Raw genomic sequence first — 21,237 nt, 5'->3', positions numbered from 1 at the left:
CCGTGCCGCCTCCGAACCTCGCGTGCCCACACGGTACCTCCGCCCCCGGTCCAACACGGGCTCTGGTCAGGTGACTTGACGGGACTGCGCGGGTGGGTCAGCTTCTCGGCACTCCCGCGACCGAGATCTCCCCGCCCGTGAAAACGCCCTCGAAACCCGCTCCGTGGAAGCGCGGTGACACCTGGTGATAGCGCAGGTTGCCCGCGAGGATGTGCTCGAGCCGTGCGCAGTACTCGCGCATTTCCGGGGACACCACGACGGCGTCCCGAAGCCTGAGGTAGTCGCGTTCCGCGCCCTCGATCACCTCGGCAAGTCTGTCCACGGCGCCCTGGATCGACAGGCCGTGCAGCGTGCTGAGCACTGTCACCGCCTGCACCGGGGCCCGTTTGCCGTCCCGGTCCTCGTGTTCCTTCCGGAACGAGTACAGGTCGTTGGTGAGACAGCAGTGATGGGAGATCAGCCGGTCCAGCGCCGCACGCTCGGGCGACTCCCACTCGGCCGCCGACAGGTCCCGGGCCAGCATCGACGGAATGGCCGCGATGAACAGCGGGACACCGAAGTTCACGTGCCGGTACTCCAGATACTCCCCCAACTGCATGTGGGGCGACGCGATCGCATCCGCTTCCTGGTACTGCGCCATCGCCATCTGGGCCACCCTTCGCAGGAAGTACCGGCCCATGCCGACCGGCATGGTGAGCGCGATCGAGCGGGCCGTAGTGAGGTAGTGGCGAACCGACCCGTCACCCCATTCGTCGACAGGAATCGCGGCCAGGTCCCGCGCGTGCGACAGACGCAACAGGTACCGCGCCACACACCTCCAGACCCCCTCCGCGGTGCCCGCGTCGCTCGTCTCGAACAGGGCTTCCTGCTTGTTCTCGATGACCGTGTACAACGCGTTGAAGCGACACCAGGCAGTCAGTACGTCCGGCCGCACGTCCGGGTAGCAAAGTGCCGCCCACGTCGTGTAGTTGTCGGCACGCAGCGGTACCGGAACACGCGGGTCGTCGCTGAACAACTCGAACGCCCAACGGTTCGCGTCGGCGTCCAGCTCGGGTGTGTGGTGGGGATTGATCCGCCACGGAATCTCACTCCGCAGCGTCGGGATGGTGTATGCCGCCGTACTCACGCCCGACCTTCCTGCCACCCCGAGCCGTTCGGGGCACCGCAGGTCGACATGCCCTCGACGTCCTGCCAGAAACAGGCACATCACCCAATGCACACGAAAGGGATCCGACCGCCATTCAGGGGAGGATGCCAAGTGCGGGCGCCCGCTCTCGCCCTGCTTCTACGGCGCCAGGGTGCGAAGGACGCAGAACTCGTTGCCCTCGGGGTCTGCCATGACCACCCAACTCCGGTCCGATCCCTGGCCCACATCGGCCATCGCGGCGCCGAGACCGAGCAACCTGGTCACCTCGTCCTCGGTGCTGCCGTCGATCGGGCTGACGTCGAGGTGAAGCCGGTTCTTCACGGCCTTGCCCTCGGGCACCCGGACAAAGAACAGGGTGGGCGGCATCTGGCGGGCCCGGACATCCTCGACGGTCGGCACCCAGGACCCGATCTCGACCTTGCCCTCACTCCGGTCGATCACCTTGAAGTCCAGAACCTCGCACCAGAAGGCCGCGAGCCTCTCCGGATCATGGCAGTCAACAGCCAACTCGGTGAACCTACTTGTCACGACTCCCCCAAACAGTGCGGACGGGACTCAGGGCAAGTATTGGCCCGTGCTACGCAGCGACCTCATCCGCCTTGCGCGAAAGCCCAGTTGTGCAAGCCTCCACGACCGCTCCCCAAGACCTGTACCAGAACCTAAGCTCCGGCCCGCACGATCACCGTCCCGATGTGGCCGGGCTCAGGTGCATCGAAAACCGTCGCCACGGCCGAGGAGAACCCGGCCCGGGTCAACAACCGCTCCCAGACGGCCGGGCGGTAGCTGTACCGGTACGTGAACATCGCCTTGCCCGCGAAGCCCCCCTTGTACATGCCCTGCGGGCCATACGCCCCAGGGATGGCCGGCGGCTGCGAGAACACGAAGACACCGCCTGGGTTGAGCCGCGCCCGCACAAGCGGAAACAACCGCCCCGGGTCGGTGAACCATGCCGCACCGAAGATCGAGTAGACCGCGTCGTAGGTGTCGTCGCACGAGGCGAGGTACTCCAGGACTTCCCCGCAGACGAATTTGGCGCCGGTGTCGCCCCACCGCTCGCTCACCTTCTCGACCATGACCGGCGAGAGGTCGACGCCCTGTGCGCTGACGCCCTGCCGCGCGAGGTATGCGAGGGCACGACCGGTTCCACACCCGATCTCCAGCACGCTGCGCGGTTCGCCGAGCAGTTCGGGACCGGGGCCGTGCCCCGCGTACTGCGGCGTCCAACAGAACGTGGCCTCGGCCTCGTCCTTGAATGCGGACTCGGCGTAGGCGTCCCACAGTTCGGTCTCGGCCGGGATGTCGTGGGGTACGGGCACGGCGTCGTTCCTCTGCGTCGTGTCGGGGTGCTGGAGCCCCGCCCCCCGGAGATCGGGAGGGCGGGGCCGACTGTAGCGGGCGGTCAGTGGCTGTCGGGGACCTTGTCGTCGCACGGTGAGCAGTCCGTGCCGTCGAGGGCCCACAACTCCTCGTCCACGGGCCAGCCTTGGCTCTTCAGGAAGTCGCCTGTGCGCAGGCACAGGCCGTCGTTGCGGCGCTGGATGAACGGGGCGTGGTGCTTGTACCGGCCGTCGTTGTACAGGCGGCAGATGCCGAACCAGACGGGGGTGTCGAGGATGAGCTGGTGCACACCGATGTCGACCAACTTGCCGACGCCCAGGTGTACGTCCGGGTTCTCGATGGAACCGATCACGTACATGACGGCGTTGCCCAGGATGCGTTCGGCCATGTCGCGGACCATCGTGTGATCCCGTAGCAGCAGGGCTGTCTCGCGGCCCCAGATGCTCATGCCCGAGTCGAAGATGTTCACGGTCAGCTCGGTGATGTGCAGGGCGACGGCGTTGAGGAGTTCCTGCGGGTCCCGGGTGCGGGTGGCCGCGGGGTGGTCAACGGTAACGGTCATGGACTTTCCCTTCCTACGAGAGGCACTTGGGCTCGGCACGGCCCTGGCCCGAAGCGGCCGCCGTGGGCCCCGTCCGGAGCGGGTTCGGTTCAGGTCTCGGGCTTGTCAGTGCCGTGGCAGGAACAGCCACAGCGGGGCTGAAGCAGGATGTGAGTGGTCCCCGGTAGCGGAATGTCCTTGGTCTCATGGCATTCGCCGTGGAGCCCCTCGTACTCGGGGCGTTGGGCGACCATGCATTCCGCGGACAGAGATCGGGCCTCGGCTCCGGGCGCGTTCATGATTCGTCTTCGTGGGCCTGGCACTTGGCCACCGCCACGAGGGTCAGTACGTCGGCAGCCGCGCACAGGCCGCTCGGCCGGGCCATCGGCACCGACCAGTACGAGGCCCTCGTCCCGCCGTTCGACGCGATCCGGTCGGCGCGCGGTACGCCCAGATAGGTGCCCTCAGTCAGACATTCCGCGACCGGGACACGCCAGAACTCCGCGGTGCCGGGTGGTACGAGGGCGTAGTAGCGGCTGAAACCAGGGTCGTGGATGACCGGGCCGTCGTTGAGGTGCTCGGCGAGACGGGCGCTCACCGTGGGCGGGTCGTCGGTTCCCACAAAGTCGTGCACGATGTCTTCGGGAATGCGGACGGCCTCGAAGTTCCGTCCGAGGGGGATCAGCGCGAGCTGCGCGATGCTGCCCCATTCTTCGCACACCGTGTTCGGCGATGGGTGGGCGGAAGCCAGCCACTCCTCAACGGTTCCGCAGGCCGGTTGGATTCTCGATGAGGTTCGCGTTCCTTCAAGGCCTCTGGTCCCGGCCATGCCCGTTTCCCATCTGTCGGCTTCTGCGCGTGCGACAGATGGTGAGGGTGCGAGAAGGCCACAAGTACCCCAGGGAGGGGTAGTTGGGGTGGTCCGCTCAGGTGGCGGCGCACCATTCGGCGAAATTGCTGCGGGCCTCCGAGTCGGCCCGCTTCAACCGGCGTAGCGTCGCGGCGTCTTCACGGACCCACGGGTGCTCACGGGTGTGCAGTGGGGCGATCCGTCGGGCGGCCTTCAACGACTCGAAGGCGTCATCGGCGAGGCCGGACCACAGTTGGGCGCGGGCGAGTTCGATATGGAACCCGGAACGTCGCTCGGCCGGCAGGTCGAGGGGCGGTTTCCACTCGTTCGCGACGGTGAGAGCGCGATCGGCATGCCCGTCGCCGAGACTGACCGCGACGGACACCTCGTGGATGCGAACCGAGTCAGGGCCGAACGCGGTGCCGTAGTACACGCCCTCGGTGACCTGGTCCGCGAAAGCGCGGGCTTCTCTCAGGTGGCCGGCCGCCGCTGCGGCATCGCGCGCTCGGCCGGCGATGACCGCGGCCCTCATGTGGAGCGCGCCCCGAGTCGCGGTCTCGGGAGGCTCGTTGGGGGCGGGTGCGGAGTCGAGGGCGTGTTCCAGTGCGCGCAGCCCGGGGACATGGGCGTGGGCGGCGAAGAACGTCTCAGTGCGGACATAGGCGACGGATGCCGACAGCAGCGGATCTCCAGCCTCGGGAGCGGCCCACCTCATCAGGTCGACCAGGCGCGCGGACAGATCACGGGCGCCGGACTTGTAGGCGGCGGCGTCGGCGGAGCGGTAGGCACTGACCAGGAGGGCGGCCAGCTCGGACCGCTCGGGGGCAGAGGTCTGGTGGTAGGCACGCGTGAGTTCGGCGATCAGATCGGGAAGCGTGCGGACGATGCGCGTGTATTGGGCGCCCAGTCGCCAGTTGACGGCCTCGTCCACAGCCGTGCGCAGGCTGTACAGGGAGCGCGTCGGGCCGTCTTCGGGCACGTCGTAGGCCGCGATCACAGCGGAGAGCGCGGGCAGCGCATCATGAACAGCCGTAAGCGCAGGACCTCGGTCGGCCCGCAGCCGGGTCGGGTCGACGCCTAACGCATGCGCGATGGCTTCGAGCGTGGCGTCCGTAACGCCGCGTTCACCGCGTTCGATCTTGCGGACGGTTCCGAGAGCGACGCATGCCGCGTCGGCGAGCTGCCGCTGCGTCATCTTCGGGCGGACGACGCTGCGGTAGTAGGCGATCCGCCTGCCTACCCCGTCGTTCGTAAACACGGTCATACAGACTCCAGTTGAGGGCGTCCGCTTCGAACCGTAGCCGCGCCGAGACGTCACGTGTGCGCGAACGGCCGTACCGGCCAAAGCTGGTGGGGCCGCGACGTTACGGTCGGTTCACCACGATGGACACGAGCTGGCCAAGACTGTCGACGCGCCAGTCCGCCGCCGCCACGACCTCGCCATCGTCCGCCCACAGATGCCCCCATGGACCACGGCGGATGTGCGCGACGCGCAGCCCGGCCGACTTGGCGGGGAAAATGTCATTGGCCGGATGGTCACCGACGTAGACCGTCCGGTCCGGTACCGCCTGGGCCACCTCAAGTACCCGCTCGAAGAACTCCAGTTGCGGCTTGGCCACCCCCCAGTCCCCCGACGTGACGACGAGGTCCGCAGGCAGGTCGAGGGCACGCAGCAACCCGCCGGCGCGGGAAGTCTGGTTCCCGGCGACAACGACACGCACTCCGAGTTCGCGAAGAGCGGACAAGGCCGGGCGGACGTCGTCGTAGAGGTCGCTCTCATCGAGGTACTCACCTCGCCCAGCCGTTTCGCGAGCGTGGTACTCGGCGGCGACGTCGATACCCGGCCGAACGAGACGGAGCGCCTCCGCGTTGTCCTGGCCCCTGGCCACGACGGCCCCGACGAGTGCGGAGAGGGTATGGCGGGGGACATCGAGCCAGTCAGCCCACGACTCCCAGTACCGGTCGTCGCGGGTGATCGTCTCGCCGACGTCGAACACGATGGTCTCAATCACTCCGCGAAGCCTAGGCCGTCGGAACGGCTGCCCGGGCCCCCGCTGCGCGGACGTAGTGGTCCACCCCTGCGCCCTCCCTATCAGGGCCAGTTGTTGCCCGTGACCGGATAGCCCGCACGACAACGCCCCCGTGCCATTTGCCTCTCCGTCACCGCCGCACACTGCCTCGAACCCAACTCCACGAACCGGCACGGCCGCAGCGTCGCCGAGCTGCGCGCGATGGGCGTGCAACTCCTGTACGGCGAGGGCGCCTTCGTGCCGAACCAGCCCGGGCACCGCAGGGCAGGTGCAAGCAGAAAGAGTTCCCCTGGCGCCTGGTGCTCGATGCCGCAGCTTGCACGAAGCTCACCTGACCATCCACCCGGCAAGCCCCACAGACAGCGACCGTCGACTTTGCGCCACCCCCCACATCCCCCCACACCCGATCACCACCCCCACCACAAACGCACTCCCCTTCGACCCCCGCCCACACGCCCGACGCCGATCGAACAGTCCCCAACGCTCACCGCTCCGGCGAATGGCAAGGTAGAGCGGCATATTCATCGCCCCTCCCCCGCCACCCACCACCCGCGAACCACCACTCAGCGTCACCACTCACCCCCTCCCCACCCGCAATCGATCTCCCCCACCCGACCGAATCCGTACGTTCCTACAATCCGTAATCCTGGCCGAACAGACCGTAGTCACCGCACTCAGGCACCCCTAGCTTGTGGCCCGTGCGCCGACCCCCAGCTCAGCCCAGCCCGTCCACGCCGCCCACGTCGCCGTTCGACGCGCCCGCCGCCCGCCGGCTCCGTACCGCGCTCAACATGGGGCCCGAACACGTCGCGTACGGCATGCGTGCCTCGTACGGGCTGCCCTATGTCACGCCCGACCTGGTCATCGCCTGGGAGCGTGGGCTCACCGCGCCCTCCGGTCCCGAACTCACCGCGCTCTCCGGTGTGTTGTGGTGCTCCCCGGCCGAACTCATCGGCAAGCCACGCACGCTGCGTGAGCACCGCCTCGCCCATGGCCTCGCGCCGGAGGACGTCGCCCGTGCCGTCGGGCTCGAACTCCTCGCGTATCTACGGATGGAGGAGCAGGACCAGTGGCGCGGCACCGAGCGCCAGTCCGCCGCGCTCTCCGATCTGCTCGATCTCTCGCTGCCCGACTTCATCAGCGTCACCGGACGCGACACCCGCCTCGCGGAGTTGCTGCGCAGCGCGATGACCACCCGCTGGCAGGGCTGTGTCCGCCCGATCGGCAAGATGGTGCCGCTGGACCGGCGGCTCCTGGAGGACTCCCTCCAGGAGTTGCACGAGGACTACCAGGCGCAGATGGCCGCGACGCTGAACTGGGGCGGCGGCAACTCCGCCGTCGAGGCCGACGAGGCCGGCCGTGACTTCCTCGACCAGATCATCAGCCGTTTCTGGGCCATGGTCGAGAAGAGCACCTATTGAGCACCCGACACTTGATGCCCAGTACTCAGTGCCCGATGCCCGACACCGCGGCCGGCTAGAAGACCGACTCCGCCTCGTCCATCCGGTCCTTCGGGACCGTCTTCAGCTCGGTGACCGCCTCCGCCAACGGCACCATCACCACGTCCGTGCCCCGCAGCGCGGTCATCCGCCCGAACTCCCCGTGGTGCGCGGCCTCCACCGCGTGCCAGCCGAACCGCGTCGCCAGCACCCGGTCGTACGCGGTCGGCGTCCCGCCGCGCTGGATGTGGCCGAGGATGACCGGCTTGGCCTCCTTGCCGAGGCGGCGCTCCAACTCGTAGGCCAGTGCCGTGCCGATGCCCTGGAAGCGCTCGTGGCCGAACTGGTCGATCTCGCCCTTGTTGTAGTCCATGGAACCCTCGGCCGGGTGCGCGCCCTCGGCCACGCACACGACGGCGAACCGCTTGCCGCGGGCAAAGCGTTCCTCGACCATCTTGACCAGGTCGGCCGGGTCGAAGGGGCGCTCGGGCAGGCAGATGCCGTGCGCGCCCGCCGCCATCCCGGACTCCAGCGCGATCCAGCCCGCGTGGCGGCCCATGACCTCGACGACCATCACTCGTTGGTGGGACTCCGCGGTCGTCTTGAGGCGGTCCATCGCCTCCGTGGCCACCCCTACCGCCGTGTCGAAGCCGAACGTGCGGTCCGTCGACGAGATGTCGTTGTCGATCGTCTTGGGGACCCCGACCACCGGCAGGCCGGCGTCCGACAGCATGCGCGCCGCCGTCAGCGTGCCCTCGCCGCCGATCGGGATCAGCGCGTCGATCCCGAAGTCGCGCGCGATGTCCAGCGCGTTCTCGCAGGCCTCGCGGAGGCGGTCCCGCTCCAGGCGTGAGGAGCCGAGGATCGTGCCGCCGCGGGCGAGGATGCCGCTGACCGCGTCGAGGTCGAGGGTGCGGTAGTGACCTTCGAGCAGTCCGGCGTAGCCGTCCTCGAAGCCGATGACCTCGTCGCCGTAATTGTCGACCGCTCGGTGCACGACCGATCGGATCACGGCGTTCAGGCCGGGGCAGTCGCCGCCTGCGGTGAGAACTCCGATGCGCATCGTGCTGTGTCTCCTGCTCGCTGTTGAGACCGGTGAGCCGGACCCGATTGTTTCACGTCCCCCAGGGCGACGCCGCTCCCGCCGGACCGGGGGGCGTCTTAACCACCCCCGGAGGTATTGTCAAGAGGGTTCCGCTCACCCCTGTGGGCGATTTTCATGACCGCCGAAACGGGCAGCCAGCAAGCGTCAGAATCCGCCGGAAGGGGAGACCACGCGTGACCCGCAGTGTGTACGTGACCGGGATCGACCGCGGCGACGGCCGTCAGGTCGTCGAGCTGGGGGTCATGGAACTCCTGACCCGGCAGGTCGACCGGGTGGGGGTGTTCCGCCCCCTCGTCCACGACGGCCCCGACCGCCTCTTCGAGCTGCTGCGTGCGCGCTACCGGCTGTCCCAGGACCCGGCGACCGTCTACGGCATGGACTACCACGAGGCCTCCGCCCTCCAGGCCGAGCAGGGGACCGACGAGTTGGTGTCGACGCTCGTCGACCGGTTCCATCTCGTCGCCCGTGACTACGACGTCGTCCTCGTCCTCGGGACCGACTTCGCGGACACCCAGTTCCCGGACGAGCTGGCCCTCAACGCCCGCCTCGCGAACGAGTTCGGCGCGTCCGTCATCCCCGTCGTCGGCGGCCGCAAGCAGACCGCCGAGTCGGTGCTCGCCGAGACGCGCAACGCGTACCGGGCGTACGACGGGCTCGGCTGCGACGTCCTCGCCATGGTCACCAACCGGGTCGCCCCCGAGGACCGGGCCGCGATCGCCGACCGGCTCGACACCCGGCTGCCGGTGCCCTGCTACGTCGTACCGGACGAGCCCGCCCTCTCCGCGCCCACCATCGCGCAGATCACCCACGCCCTCGGCGGCAAGGTGGTCCTCGGGGACGAATCGGGGCTCGCCCGGGACGCGCTGGACTTCGTGTTCGGCGGGGCGATGCTGCCCAACTTCCTGAACGCGCTGACGCCCGGCTGCCTCGTCGTCACCCCGGGCGACCGCGCCGACCTCGTCATCGGCGCCCTCGCCGCGCACAGCGCCGGCACCCCGCCGATAGCCGGCGTGCTCCTCACCCTGAACGAGGTGCCGAGCGACACGATCCTCACCCTCGCCGCCCGCCTCGCGCCGGGCACCCCGGTCGTCTCGGTGGCCGGGAACTCCTTCCCCACCGCCGGCGAACTCTTCGCCCTGGAAGGGAAGTTGAACGCGGCCACCCCGCGCAAGGCGGAGACCGCGCTCGGCCTCTTCGAGCGGTACGTCGACACGAGCGACCTGCTCAAGCGGGTCTCCGCGCCGAGCAGCGACCGCCTCACCCCGATGATGTTCGAGCACACGCTGCTGGAGCGGGCCCGCTCCGACAAGCGCCGGATCGTCCTCCCCGAGGGCACCGAGCCCCGCGTCCTGCACGCCGCCGAGGTACTCCTGCGCCGGGGCGTCTGCGAGCTGACCCTGCTGGGCCCCGAGGACCAGATCCGCAAGCGGGCCGCCGACCTCGGCATCGACCTCAGCGCCGCCCAGTTGATCGACCCGCAGACCTCCCCACTGCGCGACCGCTTCGCCGAGAAGTACGCCGAATTCCGCGCCCACAAGGGCGTGACCGTCGAGCTGGCCCACGACGTCGTCGCCGACGTGAACTACTTCGGCACCCTGATGGTGCAGGAGGGGCTGGCGGACGGGATGGTCTCCGGCGCCGTGCACTCCACGGCCGCGACCATCCGGCCCGCCTTCGAGATCATCAAGACCAAGCCGGACGCCGACATCGTCTCGTCCGTCTTCTTCATGTGCCTCGCCGACAAGGTCCTCGTCTACGGCGACTGCGCGGTCAACCCCGACCCGAACGCGGAGCAGTTGGCCGACATCGCCGTCCAATCGGCCGCCACCGCCGAGCAGTTCGGCGTCGCGGCGCGGATCGCGATGCTGTCGTACTCGACCGGTACGTCCGGCTCGGGCGCCGACGTCGACAAGGTGCGCGAGGCCACGGAACTGGTCCGGCTGCGGCGGGCCGATCTGCGGATCGAGGGGCCGATCCAGTACGACGCCGCCGTCGAGCCGAGTGTCGCCGCCACCAAGATGCCGGAGTCCGAAGTCGCGGGCCGGGCAAGCGTGTTGATCTTCCCCGACCTCAACACCGGCAACAACACCTACAAGGCCGTGCAGCGTTCGGCCGGCGCGATCGCCGTCGGGCCGGTGCTGCAGGGCTTGCGCAAGCCCGTCAACGACCTGTCCCGGGGTGCCCTCGTCTCGGACATCGTCAACACCGTCGCCATCACGGCGATCCAGGCGCAGTCCCCGACCAAGAAGGCAAACGCCCAGTGAGCGCGACCCGCATCCTCGTCCTCAACTCCGGCTCCTCGTCGGTGAAATACCAGCTCCTCGACATGGCGGACAGCACCCGCCTCGCCGTCGGACTCGTCGAGCGGATCGGCGAGGAGACCTCCCGGCTCAAGCACACCTGCGTGACGACCGGCGCCGTACGGGAGTTCACCGGGCCGATCCCCGATCACGAGGCCGCCCTGAAGGCCGTGGCGGAGGAGCTTTCCAAGGACGGACTCGGGCTGGATTCACCGGAGTTGGCGGCCATCGGGCATCGGGTCGTGCACGGCGGGCTGATCTTCACCGAACCGACCGTGATCGACGACGCCGTGCTCGCCGAGATCGAGCGGCTGATACCCGTCGCTCCGCTGCACAATCCGGCGAACCTGGTCGGGATCAGGACCGCGATGGCGCTGCGGCCGGATCTGCCGCAGGTCGCCGTGTTCGACACCGCGTTCCACACGACGATGCCGGAGTCGGCCGCGCGGTACGCGATCGACGTGGCGACCGCGGACGCGTACCGGATCCGGCGGTACGGCTTCCACGGGACCTCGCACGCGTATGTGTCGCGGGCGACGGCGAAGCTGCTGGGGAAGGCACCCGCGGACGTGAACGTCATCGTGCTGCACCTCGGGAACGGGGCGTCCGCCTCGGCCGTGCGGGGCGGGCGGTGTGTGGACACCTCGATGGGGCTGACCCCGCTGGAGGGGCTGGTGATGGGGACCAGGTCGGGAGACCTGGATCCGGCCGTCATCTTCCATTTGATGCGTGTTGGCGAAATGTCCACCGATGAGATCGACACTCTTCTCAACAAGAAGAGCGGTCTGATCGGGTTGTGCGGGGACAACGACATGCGCGAGATCCGGCGCCGGGTCGACGAGGGCGACGAACAGGCGGAACTCGCCTTTGACATCTACATTCACCGTTTGAAGAAGTACATCGGTGCCTACTGCGCGGTACTCGGCACGGTGGACGCGGTCGCCTTCACAGCGGGAGTCGGGGAGAACGCGAGTGCGGTGCGGGAAGCTGCCGTCGCGGGCCTTGAGCTGCTGGGGCTCGAGGTCGACGGCGCGCTGAACGCCGTACGGAGTGATGAACCGCGGCTGATCTCGCCGGCGTCCGGGCGGGTCGCGGTCGCCGTGGTGCCGACGGACGAGGAATTGGAGATCGCCACTCAGACCTATGCACTGGTCGGAAATTACAACGCCTGAGCGCATGCCCGCCCATTTGTATCTTCCGCCAGACGGAATATTCCGTAGCGAAACAAACCGATAGGATCGTCCCATGCGCCGTTCGAAAATCGTCTGTACTCTCGGCCCCGCGGTCGACTCCCACGAACAACTGGTGTCGCTGATCGAGGCCGGCATGAATGTGGCCCGCTTCAATTTCAGCCACGGCACCCACGCCGAGCACCAGGGGCGGTACGACCGCGTCCGTGCCGCGGCCAAGGAGACCGGCCGTGCCGTCGGCGTCCTCGCCGACCTGCAGGGCCCGAAGATCCGCCTGGAGACCTTCGCGGAGGGTCCCGTCGAGCTGGTGCGCGGTGACGAGTTCACCATCACCACCGAGGACATCCCGGGCGACAAGACCATCTGCGGTACGACGTACAAGGGCCTGCCCGGTGACGTCTCCCGCGGCGACCAGGTCCTCATCAACGACGGCAACGTCGAGCTGAAGGTCCTCAGCGTCGAAGGCCCCCGCGTGAAGACGATCGTCATCGAGGGCGGCGTCATCTCCGACCACAAGGGCATCAACCTGCCCGGCACGGCCGTGAACGTGCCCGCGCTGTCCGAGAAGGACGTCGAGGACCTGCGCTTCGCGCTGCGGATGGGCTGCGACATGGTCGCCCTGTCCTTCGTCCGCGACGCGAGCGACGTGTACGACGTCCACAAGGTGATGGACGAGGAGGGCCGCCGGGTCCCCGTCATCGCCAAGGTGGAGAAGCCGCAGGCGGTCGAGAACATGGAGGCCGTGGTCGCGGCGTTCGACGCGGTGATGGTGGCCCGCGGCGACCTCGCCGTCGAGTACCCGCTGGAGAAGGTCCCGATGGTGCAGAAGCGCCTCGTGGAGCTGTGCCGGCGCAACGCCAAGCCGGTGATCGTGGCGACCCAGATGATGGAGTCGATGATCACCAACTCCCGCCCCACGCGCGCCGAGGCCTCCGACGTGGCCAACGCGATCCTGGACGGCGCGGACGCGGTCATGCTGTCCGCCGAGTCCTCGGTGGGCGCCTACCCGATCGAGACCGTGCAGACGATGTCGAAGATCGTCCAGGCGGCCGAGGAGGAGCTGTTCGCCAAGGGCCTGCAGCCGCTCGTGCCGGGCAAGAAGCCGCGGACGCAGGGTGGTTCGATCGCGCGTGCCGCGTGCGAGATCGCCGACTTCCTCGGCGGCCGGGCCCTGGTGGCCTTCACGCAGTCCGGTGACACCGCCCGCCGGCTGTCCCGCTACCGCGCCTCCCAGCCGATCGTCGCCTTCACCACCGACGAGAGCACCCGCAACCAGCTCACGCTGAGCTGGGGCGTGGAGTCGCACGTGGTGCCGTTCGTCAACAGCACGGACGAGATGGTCGACATGGTCGACGGCGAGATCGCGAAGATCAACCGCTTCAACCCGGGCGAGACCGTCATCATCACCGCCGGCTCGCCCCCCGGCGTGGCCGGCACGACGAACATGCTCCGCGTCCACCACCTCGGCGGCGGCGAGGGCAACTGACGTACCGCTGAAGGCTTTTGCACCTTTGTACGGCGCTGAGGGCGCCCCCTGTGAAAGGGGGCGCCCTCGGTCCGTCCGCCACCGGATCACGCGGCCGACGGCGCTCCTACCGTCTCCCGGAGCCACGCGTTGGCGCGCAGCTCCGGGTGGGCGGTGGTGATCAGCCGGAACGCCTCGGCCTTCGCCCGGTCGGTGAGCTGCCGCAGCTCGGCCCAGGTCAGCTCCACCACGTCCGGCGCGTAGTTCGTCGTGAGGGTGACGGTCTCGGCTCCGCGGCTGAGGGAGAACACATGGCCGCTCACGCTCGTCTCCACCGCGATGTCGCTCCGGGTCTCCAGCTCTCTTCTCGCGTACTCCAGCATGAGAGCGAAGTCCACGACGGGCAGTCCCGGCGTGCGCAGGCCGAGATCCACGCCGTGCACTACGAGCCGTGCGTCCGCCCGGAAACAGCTCACGGAGAAGTCCGCGCCGGTCAGCACCGGGTGCTCCGACCGGTACGGGTGCTCCGGTCGCCGTGCCGGGGACCAGAAGGTGTCGTCGGCGCGGGGCTCGAAGGAGAAGTCGATCATCTGTCCTCCTTTTGGATCGGCCTCTGTGGATCGACCGCGCTCCGGACACCGGACAGAGCAGTGCCCCGCCGAGTGGGTACTCGGCGGGGCACTGCTCCTTTGCGGCTCCCGAACGGGCTTGTGGACGGGCTCAGTTCTGGTAGCTGCGCAGTCCGGGGACCGTCAGCGTGCCGCCGAACTGGCCGGCCTGGACCACCTTCACGTTGGTGAAGTAGATCAGCGGGATGTTCAGCGGCGGCGGGTTGTCCGGGTCGAACGTGATCGGGATCAGTCCGAACAGGTTGCCCGAGATGGACTCCGTGTACATCACCGTGTCGCCGTCGCGGATCGTGGACGTCGAGCCGGAGGCCGCCTGCACGTGGTACGTCTTGCCGGACTGCTTGTCGTCGACCGTCTGGTGCAGGTCGCCGATGTCGGTGCCGCCGGAGATGACATACTTCAGGACCTTCTTGACCTTGCCGCTGGCGGTCTTCACCTCGACGACGCCCTGGTAGTCCGCGCCCTTGAGCAGCAGTGAACTCGCGTTCAGGTACCAGGGGTCGTCGGGCAGCAGGATCTTGTTGTCGACGCCGCTCAGGTCGTCCGTGGCGACCGGGCAGTCCGAGGTGTCGGTGCTCGCGCTCGCGGACGGGCTGGCGGTGGCCGTGTCCGAAGCGGTGGCGGTGGGGGTGGCCGTGTCCTCGGCCGCCTCCGTCGCCGCGTCGGTCGCGTCCTTCACGGTGTCGTCGACCGTGTCGGTGACCTTCTTCGTCGTGTCCTTGACGGTGTCGGACGCGCCGGCGGAGTCGTCCGTGGACGTGTCCTTCGTGGCGCTCGCCGAGGCGGACGCGGTCGGCGTCGGGGTGGCGCTCGCCGTCGAGTCGGAGGAACCGCCGGTGAGGATGTCGGTGATGGCGTCGCCGATGGTGTCCAGCAGGTTGCCGCTACTGCTCTCGGACGCGGAGGGCGTCGCCGTGGCCGTACTGCCCGACGAACCGCTCGTGTCCGCCGACTTGCTCGCGGAGGCGGACGGCGTGGCGGTGGGCGTGGCCTTGTCGTCGGAACCTGAATCCGACGAAGAGGTCGTGCCCGAGTCGGTGTCCTTCGACGCGGATGCCGACGGTGTCGCGTCGTCCGTGGAGGTGTCGGCGGACTCGCTCTCGGACGTGGACGGCGAGGCCGAGGGGCTCGCCGACGACTCGGCCAGCGCCGCGACGCAGTCCTTGTACTCGTCGGCGGTCAGGCTCTTGGACGACGGCGAGGTCGTCGCACCGTTGTCGGCGAGCGCGAGGGAGGACGTGAAACCGAACCCCATGATCACGGCGGTCGGCATCGCCACCGTGGCTATCGCCTTGCCGGCGGGCATGTGGAGCCTGGTGAGCAGCGGCTTCTTGGGCGCCGCGTGCCGCGGCCCGGTTCTCACACGGGACTCCTCCACATCAGTCCCGTGGGTCACCTCGTCAGCCGGCACTGTGCCTCCCGTTCGCCCCGTTGCTCACCGGGCTCGTTCCTGACAGATCGTTCGGCTCGCCCGCGTCGTCGGCGGGTACGTGCGGCGCGGCTTCGGGGGCGCCTTCGTACGGAGCGGTCCCGTACGGCGTGGCCTCCGGGTCGGACTCGTACGGTGCGGCCTGCGGAGCGCCGCCCTCTCCCCGCGACAGGTCCTGGAGCGACTGCGGCTCCGGCGGTGCGCCCGGCGCCCACGACACGGCCAGTGCCCCGCCGACCATGGCGAGGAGGAAGCCGATGAGGAAGCCACCGAGGTTGGACACGGGGATGGACACCAGCGCCAGCAGGATCGCCGCGACACCCGCGAAGGTGCGCACGTGCTTCTGGTACCAGAGGCTGAAGCCCAGGACCACGAGCAGCACGCCGATGATCAGGGACCCGGCGCCCGCGGTGGTCGCCATCGCCAGGGTCAGATGCCCCACCTGGAGATGTGCGTACGGAAAGTAGGCGATCGGGAGTCCGCCGAGCATGACGAACAGACCGGCCCAGAACGGCCTCGTGCCACGCCAGGCACGAAACTGCAGCCTCCGGCGGGCGAACTGGCCGGGTGCGGCAGGAGTCTCGGCGCTCATGGAAAACAGCTCCCTGGTACGGCGTTGCTGTGGTGGAGAGTTGCACCTTGTGTGAAGGTGCGGCTGGAAGTGGACGGGCGGGGGCGCCACCGGCTCCCCCGCCCGCCGTCAAGTGCCTAGTAGCACTCGTGGGTGCCGGCCGAGACCGACATCTTCAGCCCGCTGAGCTTGAAGGTTCCGGCGGTGGTGGCCCACGCCGTCTGCTGCACCTTGGTGAGCTCGACCGACTCGGCCTGCTGCGCGAACCCGTACGGGTTCGCCGCCTCCTTGCCGCCCTTCATGCCCGGACCCTGGCCACCGTCCTTCGTCGGGCCCGTGTCTCCGGCGGCCACACCGATGTCGATGTTGTGGAACACAGCGTCGGCGCTGAGGTCCTCGACGTCGATGTACAGGTTGTCGGCCTGGACCGGCGTACCGCTGCCGCCCGCGTGCAGCACGAGGCTGACGGACCCGAGCAGCGGGATGTTCGGGGTGACCACCGACTGGCACATGTTGGTGATCTTGGCGGTCTTGAACGACGAGACCGCGACCGGGTGCAGCGCGTTCCCGCCGGTCATGGTGTAACCCGAGTCGAGGGCGCCGTACTGGGCGAAGCCCTTGCCCTCGAGCGAGTCCGCCGTCACCTTGAACGACTGACCCGAAACGCTGAATGACGCGGCGAGAGCACCCTGCGCGAGGGCGACACCTATACACGCCGTAGCGGCGACGCTGGGCACCATGACCACAGCGAAGCGCTTCCATCTCGTCCCGCCACGCACCTGGGACTCCATATTTCCTCCTTCTCGGACGTACATCTCCTGGCCCTGACTGCCCCCAGATGGCGGCTCAGCCGGGCAGGGATGGGAGAAGTGCTACGTCCTCGGGAAGGGGAGCGCCCGTCCTCGGAGGCGCGAACCGCGCACCGATCACCGGCGATCACCCCCGAGCGACAACCACTGGTCGCGCCTGACGCACATCACGCACAACCTTGCTGGACAGGCTCCGCCGCACGGCGAAGACCCCCCTGCCCAAGAGCCGACTCCATTGTTTCCGGCTCTACTCGGTGGGGACCCAGGAGACTCCGTGGACCCGACCGGCTGTCGGGGGTGCGGAAATGGACCGAGCGTCGCCGATCGTGGTGCATTCTCGCCGCCCGCACAAGGGGCTTCGTTACTGGGTAGTAACGGCCGGATAACCGAACAACGACCCGCCGGTATCGGTCGACAACGCTGGGTGTCATCGTGGGCCAGGACAAAAGCTTCAATCTTCGGACACAATCCGACAGATCAACGGCTCTGACTTACTCCAAGTAACAGCGGCCGCGATTACCAAGATTTGGTAAAGCGCGGCCGCAGTGACACACCGTCGGCAAATCTTTCACTCCGGCATCACACGTCACGAGGTTTACCGACTGGTCAGAACCGGCCCCGCACCCCGCTCAGAACAGCGCCCTCGCCAGTGCCCGCCGGGCCGCCGTCACCCTGGGGTCATCGCCCCCGACGACCTCGAACAGCTCCAGCAGCCGCAGCCGTACGGCATCCCGGTCGTCACCCACCGTGCGCCGCACGGTGTCGATCAACCGGCTGAACGCGTCCTCCACATGACCGCCCACCAGGTCGAGGTCGGCGGCGGCGATCTGCGCGGGCACGTCACCGGGCTTCTCGGCCGCCTCGGTGCGCACCTGCTGCGGGTCGAGGGCGGACACGCGCTGCAGCAACTCGGCCTGGGCGAGCCCCAGTTTGGCCTCGGTGTTGCCCGGGTCGTCGCTCAGCACGTTCTTGTACGCCTGCACGGCCCCGCCGAAGTCCCCCGCGTCCAGGGCCTGTACGGCGGCTTCGAGCAGCCCGTCGTACGGTCCCGCCGGCGTCTCGGCGACCACCTCGGGCCGCTCCCCCGGCGCCGCGTCGGGGTCGATCTCGAGACCGGTGAGACCGAAGCGCTGCTCGGCGACCTGGATCAACTGGTCGAGGGTCTGCCGGATCTGCGGCTCGGCGGCGGCCCCCTGGAAGAGCGGCAGCGCCTGGCCGGCGACCACCGCGAAGACGGCCGGGATGCCCTGCACCCCGAACTGCTGCATCAGCATCTGATTGGCGTCGACGTCGATCCTGGCAAGGACGAAGCGCCCGTTGTAATCAAGCGCGAGCCGCTCCAGGAGCGGGCTCAACTGCTTGCACGGCTCACACCACTCGGCCCAGAAGTCGATGACGACCGGGACCTCGGTGGACCGCTGCAGGACCTCGCTCTCGAACCCCGCCTCATCTACGTCGATCACCAGGTCGGCCGGCGAGACGGCCCCGCCGCCTCCCTGCCGGGCGGTCTCGGCGCGCGCCTGCTCCGCCTTGACCTTGGCCTCCTGGGCCGCCTTCACCGCGGCGAGGTCGACGACTCCGCTCATGGACATGTTCCGTGGCTGCATGCGTCTATCCTCCCCCGTCCGCGCGTGTGAATGAAAAGCGTTGTGAAAGCCGGTCTGTTGCGAGCCGGTTGCAGGCCACATGCGCGCTGTTCGGCGCCGGGTCCCCACCCCGCGCCCGTGGTTTCGCTACGGGTAGTAGCGTAATAGCAGCGGGTGCCTCCGGGGTAGACGTACCCAGTGATCTCCCTCACTGCACCACAGGAACCGCCGGTTATGGTCTGGGGATGCAGAGCAGCACTCCCGCACCACGCGCCGCAGGACGCCCGCGCAGCGCCACCGCGGACACCGCGATCCTCGCGGCCACCCGGGAGGCCCTGGTCGAACTCGGCTGGTCCAGGCTCACGTTGGGAGACGTCGCCACGCGCGCGGGGGTTGCAAAAACGACCCTCTATCGCCGCTGGGCCGGCAAGAACGAACTCGTCGTCGACGCGGTCGCCGAACTCTTCGACGAACTCCACCTCCCCGACCGGGGCACGCTGGCCGCCGACATCGAGGGCGTCGTCCTCCAGTTCGCGGCGATCCTGGCCCGCCCCGAGGCCAAGAGCGGACTGATGGCGGTGGTCGCCGAGTCCATCCACGACGACGCCCTGCGCGACCGCATCCGCGAGTCGATCGTCGACCGCCAGAAGTGCCTGGTCGTGGAGGGCCGGGCGCGGGCCCAGGCACGCGGCGAACTCTCCCCGGAGACGGACCCGGAGGAGGCGGCGCGCACGGCGGACCTGATCTTCGACGTGGTGGCGGGGGCGGTGGTGCACCGGACCCTGGTGAGCGCGGAACCGGCCGACGAACGCTGGGTCCACAGCCTCACCCAGGTCCTGCTCCTCGGCCTGACGTCGCTCAACAACCCCTAGGGTCTGTGCGGCGGATCAGGTCTCAGGACATGGGCGGAGCCCGATGGACGTCGGTGAGCGGGAGGTGACGCGTGCGGCCGCAGGGCGGAGGAGGGCGGCGACGCGCTACGGGTCCCCACGCCCTCACGGGTGCCTGCCACGCCCCGCGTCTGCGGCACGATCCGCCGGACAGGCCTAGAAGCCCGCGGGCTCCGTGTACACCCCCCACTCGTCCCGCAGCACTCCGCAGATCTCCCCCAGCGTCGCCTCCGCCCGCGCCGCGTCCAGCATCGGCCCGATCATGTTCGACCCGTCCCGCGCGGCCGCGAGCATCGCGTCCAGGGCCGCCGCCACGGCCGCCTCGTCCCGTACGCCCTTCCGCGCCCCCAACTCCCGGACCTGCTCCCGCTCCACCTCGTGGCTGACCCGCAGGATCTCCAGGTCCCCGGTGACCGACCCGTGGAGCACATTGACGCCCACGACCCGCTTGTCGCCCTTCTCCACGGACCGCTGGTACTGGAACGCGGCCTCGGCGATCTCGCCGGTGAACCAGCCGTCCTCGATGCCGCGCAGGATGCCGGAGGTGATCGGCCCGATCGGGTGCCGCCCGTCCGGGTGGGCCCGCAGCCCGCGCTCCCTGATCTGCTCGAAGATCTTCTCGGCGTCCGCCTCGATCCGGTCGGTGAGCTGCTCGACGTACCACGAACCACCCAGCGGATCCGCCACGTTGGCGACCCCGGTCTCCTCCATCAGCACCTGCTGCGTGCGCAGCGCGATCTCCGCGGCCTGCTCGCTGGGCAGCGCGAGGGTCTCGTCCAGGGCGTTGGTGTGCAGCGAGTTGGTCCCGCCGAGGACGGCAGCGAGCGCCTCGACTGCCGTACGGACGACGTTGTTGTACGGCTGCTGCGCGGTCAGCGAGACGCCGGCGGTCTGGGTGTGGAAGCGCAGCCACTGCGCCTTCTCGGACCGCGCGCCGTAGACGTCCCGCATCCAGCGGGCCCAAATCCTGCGCGCCGCGCGGAACTTGGCGATCTCCTCGAAGAAGTCGACGTGCGCGTCGAAGAAGAAGGACAGGCCGGGCGCGAAGACGTCCACGTCGAGGCCCCGGGACAGGCCGAGTTCGACGTACCCGAAGCCGTCCGCGAGGGTGTACGCCAGCTCCTGCGCGGCCGTGGAACCGGCCTCGCGGATGTGGTAGCCGGAGACGGACAGCGGCTTGTAGGCGGGGATGCCCGTCGCGCAGTACTCCATGAGGTCGCCGATGAGGCGCAGATGCGGCTCGGGCTGGAAGAGCCACTCCTTCTGGGCGATGTACTCCTTGAAGATGTCCGTCTGGAGCGTGCCGTTGAGGACGGCGGGGTCGACGCCCTGCCGCTCGGCGGCGACCAGGTACATGCAGAAGACGGGGACGGCGGGTCCGCTGATGGTCATGGAGGTCGTCACATCGCCCAGCGGGATGTCCTTGAACAGGACCTCCATGTCGGCGGCGGAGTCGATGGCGACCCCGCAGTGGCCGACCTCGCCGAGCGAGCGCGGATCGTCGGAGTCGCGGCCCATGAGGGTCGGCATGTCGAAGGCGACGGAGAGCCCGCCGCCGCCGTTGGCCAGGATCTTCTTGTAGCGCTCGTTGGTCTGCTCGGCGTTCCCGAACCCGGCGAACTGCCGGATCGTCCACGTCCGCCCGCGGTAGCCCGTCGCGTACAGCCCGCGCGTGTACGGATACTCGCCGGGCCACCCGATCCGCTCGAAGCCGTCGTACCTGTCCCCGGGGCGAGGCCCGTACACCGGCTCCACCGGGTCCCCGGAGAGCGTGGTGAAGTCGGCCTCACGCGTGCGTGCGGCGTCGAACCGGGCCTGCCAGCGTCGGCGGCCCTCTGCGATGGCGTCAGCGTCCATACCTTCGAATTTACTAGGACGTCCTAGTAAATGTCGATGGGCAACCGCCGTACGCGACTCG

The 21,237-nt window shown here is 68.9% G+C and carries 19 protein-coding genes; 5 read left to right on the top strand and 14 right to left on the bottom strand.

Annotation, left to right across the window (positions count from 1 at the left end):
- Positions 1-97: 97 nt before the first annotated feature.
- From OG223_RS35700 to OG223_RS35670, 7 genes are all read right to left on the bottom strand, one after another.
- On the bottom strand, positions 98-1,126 hold the full coding sequence (locus tag OG223_RS35700) for a terpene synthase family protein (protein ID WP_329257641.1): 1,029 nt from the start codon (positions 1,124-1,126) through the stop codon (positions 98-100).
- A 159-nt stretch (positions 1,127-1,285) separates the two neighbouring features.
- Positions 1,286-1,675, bottom strand: coding sequence for a VOC family protein (locus tag OG223_RS35695; RefSeq protein WP_329257638.1), 390 nt, complete (start codon positions 1,673-1,675; stop codon positions 1,286-1,288).
- A 131-nt stretch (positions 1,676-1,806) separates the two neighbouring features.
- On the bottom strand, positions 1,807-2,463 hold the full coding sequence (locus OG223_RS35690) for a class I SAM-dependent methyltransferase (RefSeq protein ID WP_329257634.1): 657 nt from the start codon (positions 2,461-2,463) through the stop codon (positions 1,807-1,809).
- A gap of 83 nt (positions 2,464-2,546) precedes the next feature.
- Complete coding sequence (locus tag OG223_RS35685; RefSeq protein ID WP_329257631.1) at positions 2,547-3,047, bottom strand: hypothetical protein; 501 nt, start codon at positions 3,045-3,047, stop codon at positions 2,547-2,549.
- 274 nt (positions 3,048-3,321) lie between these two features.
- Complete coding sequence (locus OG223_RS35680; protein WP_329257628.1) at positions 3,322-3,747, bottom strand: hypothetical protein; 426 nt, start codon at positions 3,745-3,747, stop codon at positions 3,322-3,324.
- Positions 3,748-3,952: 205 nt separating this feature from the next.
- Positions 3,953-5,140 (bottom strand): helix-turn-helix transcriptional regulator, encoded by a 1,188-nt coding sequence (locus OG223_RS35675; RefSeq protein WP_329257625.1) that lies wholly within the window; start codon positions 5,138-5,140, stop codon positions 3,953-3,955.
- A gap of 100 nt (positions 5,141-5,240) precedes the next feature.
- Positions 5,241-5,888, bottom strand: a complete 648-nt coding sequence (locus OG223_RS35670; protein ID WP_329257622.1) for an HAD family hydrolase — start codon at positions 5,886-5,888, stop codon at positions 5,241-5,243.
- A 716-nt stretch (positions 5,889-6,604) separates the two neighbouring features.
- On the opposite strand from OG223_RS35670, the gene OG223_RS35665 reads away from it, so the two are divergent.
- Positions 6,605-7,327 carry an XRE family transcriptional regulator gene (locus OG223_RS35665; RefSeq protein WP_329257619.1) on the top strand — a complete coding sequence of 241 codons (723 nt, stop codon included), beginning with the start codon at positions 6,605-6,607 and terminating at the stop codon, positions 7,325-7,327.
- Positions 7,328-7,382: 55 nt separating this feature from the next.
- Here OG223_RS35665 and OG223_RS35660 read toward each other — a convergent pair whose 3' ends face one another.
- Positions 7,383-8,408 carry an ATP-dependent 6-phosphofructokinase gene (locus tag OG223_RS35660; RefSeq protein WP_329257617.1) on the bottom strand — a complete coding sequence of 342 codons (1,026 nt, stop codon included), beginning with the start codon at positions 8,406-8,408 and terminating at the stop codon, positions 7,383-7,385.
- 215 nt (positions 8,409-8,623) lie between these two features.
- Between OG223_RS35660 and pta the strand changes: the two genes are divergently transcribed.
- From pta to pyk, 3 genes are all read left to right on the top strand, one after another.
- Positions 8,624-10,714 carry a phosphate acetyltransferase gene (gene pta / locus OG223_RS35655; RefSeq protein ID WP_329257614.1) on the top strand — a complete coding sequence of 697 codons (2,091 nt, stop codon included), beginning with the start codon at positions 8,624-8,626 and terminating at the stop codon, positions 10,712-10,714.
- Positions 10,711-11,922 carry an acetate kinase gene (locus OG223_RS35650; protein ID WP_329257611.1) on the top strand — a complete coding sequence of 404 codons (1,212 nt, stop codon included), beginning with the start codon at positions 10,711-10,713 and terminating at the stop codon, positions 11,920-11,922. The genes pta and OG223_RS35650 overlap by 4 nt, the downstream gene beginning before the upstream one ends.
- A gap of 73 nt (positions 11,923-11,995) precedes the next feature.
- Positions 11,996-13,426, top strand: a complete 1,431-nt coding sequence (gene pyk, locus OG223_RS35645; RefSeq protein ID WP_329257609.1) for a pyruvate kinase — start codon at positions 11,996-11,998, stop codon at positions 13,424-13,426.
- An 86-nt stretch (positions 13,427-13,512) separates the two neighbouring features.
- On the opposite strand, the gene OG223_RS35640 is transcribed toward pyk, so the two are convergent.
- The 5 genes from OG223_RS35640 to OG223_RS35620 all read right to left on the bottom strand — a co-directional run bounded on the left by OG223_RS35640 (position 13,513) and on the right by OG223_RS35620 (position 18,450).
- Positions 13,513-13,995, bottom strand: a complete 483-nt coding sequence (locus OG223_RS35640) for a hypothetical protein (protein WP_329257606.1) — start codon at positions 13,993-13,995, stop codon at positions 13,513-13,515.
- A 130-nt stretch (positions 13,996-14,125) separates the two neighbouring features.
- The gene (locus OG223_RS35635) at positions 14,126-15,445 is read right to left on the bottom strand and encodes a hypothetical protein (protein ID WP_329257602.1); all 1,320 of its coding nucleotides are present in this window, start codon (positions 15,443-15,445) and stop codon (positions 14,126-14,128) included.
- Positions 15,435-16,055: a DUF6114 domain-containing protein gene (locus tag OG223_RS35630; RefSeq protein ID WP_329257599.1), complete on the bottom strand. Its 621-nt coding sequence runs from the start codon at positions 16,053-16,055 to the stop codon at positions 15,435-15,437. The genes OG223_RS35635 and OG223_RS35630 overlap by 11 nt, the downstream gene beginning before the upstream one ends.
- A 116-nt stretch (positions 16,056-16,171) precedes the next feature.
- A complete protein-coding gene (locus tag OG223_RS35625) occupies positions 16,172-16,825 on the bottom strand; it encodes a DUF6230 family protein (RefSeq protein WP_329257595.1) in 654 nt (217 codons plus the stop codon).
- A gap of 647 nt (positions 16,826-17,472) precedes the next feature.
- Positions 17,473-18,450 carry a tetratricopeptide repeat protein gene (locus tag OG223_RS35620; protein WP_329257592.1) on the bottom strand — a complete coding sequence of 326 codons (978 nt, stop codon included), beginning with the start codon at positions 18,448-18,450 and terminating at the stop codon, positions 17,473-17,475.
- Between the two features lie 224 nt (positions 18,451-18,674).
- Here OG223_RS35620 and OG223_RS35615 point away from each other — a divergent pair, with 224 nt between their 5' ends.
- On the top strand, positions 18,675-19,301 hold the full coding sequence (locus tag OG223_RS35615) for a TetR/AcrR family transcriptional regulator (RefSeq protein WP_329257589.1): 627 nt from the start codon (positions 18,675-18,677) through the stop codon (positions 19,299-19,301).
- A gap of 174 nt (positions 19,302-19,475) precedes the next feature.
- Here the strand turns inward: OG223_RS35615 and OG223_RS35610 are convergent, their stop codons facing one another.
- Positions 19,476-21,176, bottom strand: coding sequence for an acyl-CoA mutase large subunit family protein (locus OG223_RS35610; protein ID WP_329257585.1), 1,701 nt, complete (start codon positions 21,174-21,176; stop codon positions 19,476-19,478).
- Positions 21,177-21,237: the final 61 nt, after the last annotated feature.

The sequence above is a fragment of the Streptomyces sp. NBC_01478 genome (assembly GCF_036227225.1).
GTDB lineage: Bacteria > Actinomycetota > Actinomycetes > Streptomycetales > Streptomycetaceae > Streptomyces.
Note: the sequence above shows the minus strand (reverse complement) of the source record. Positions and strands in the feature narration are given on the sequence as shown.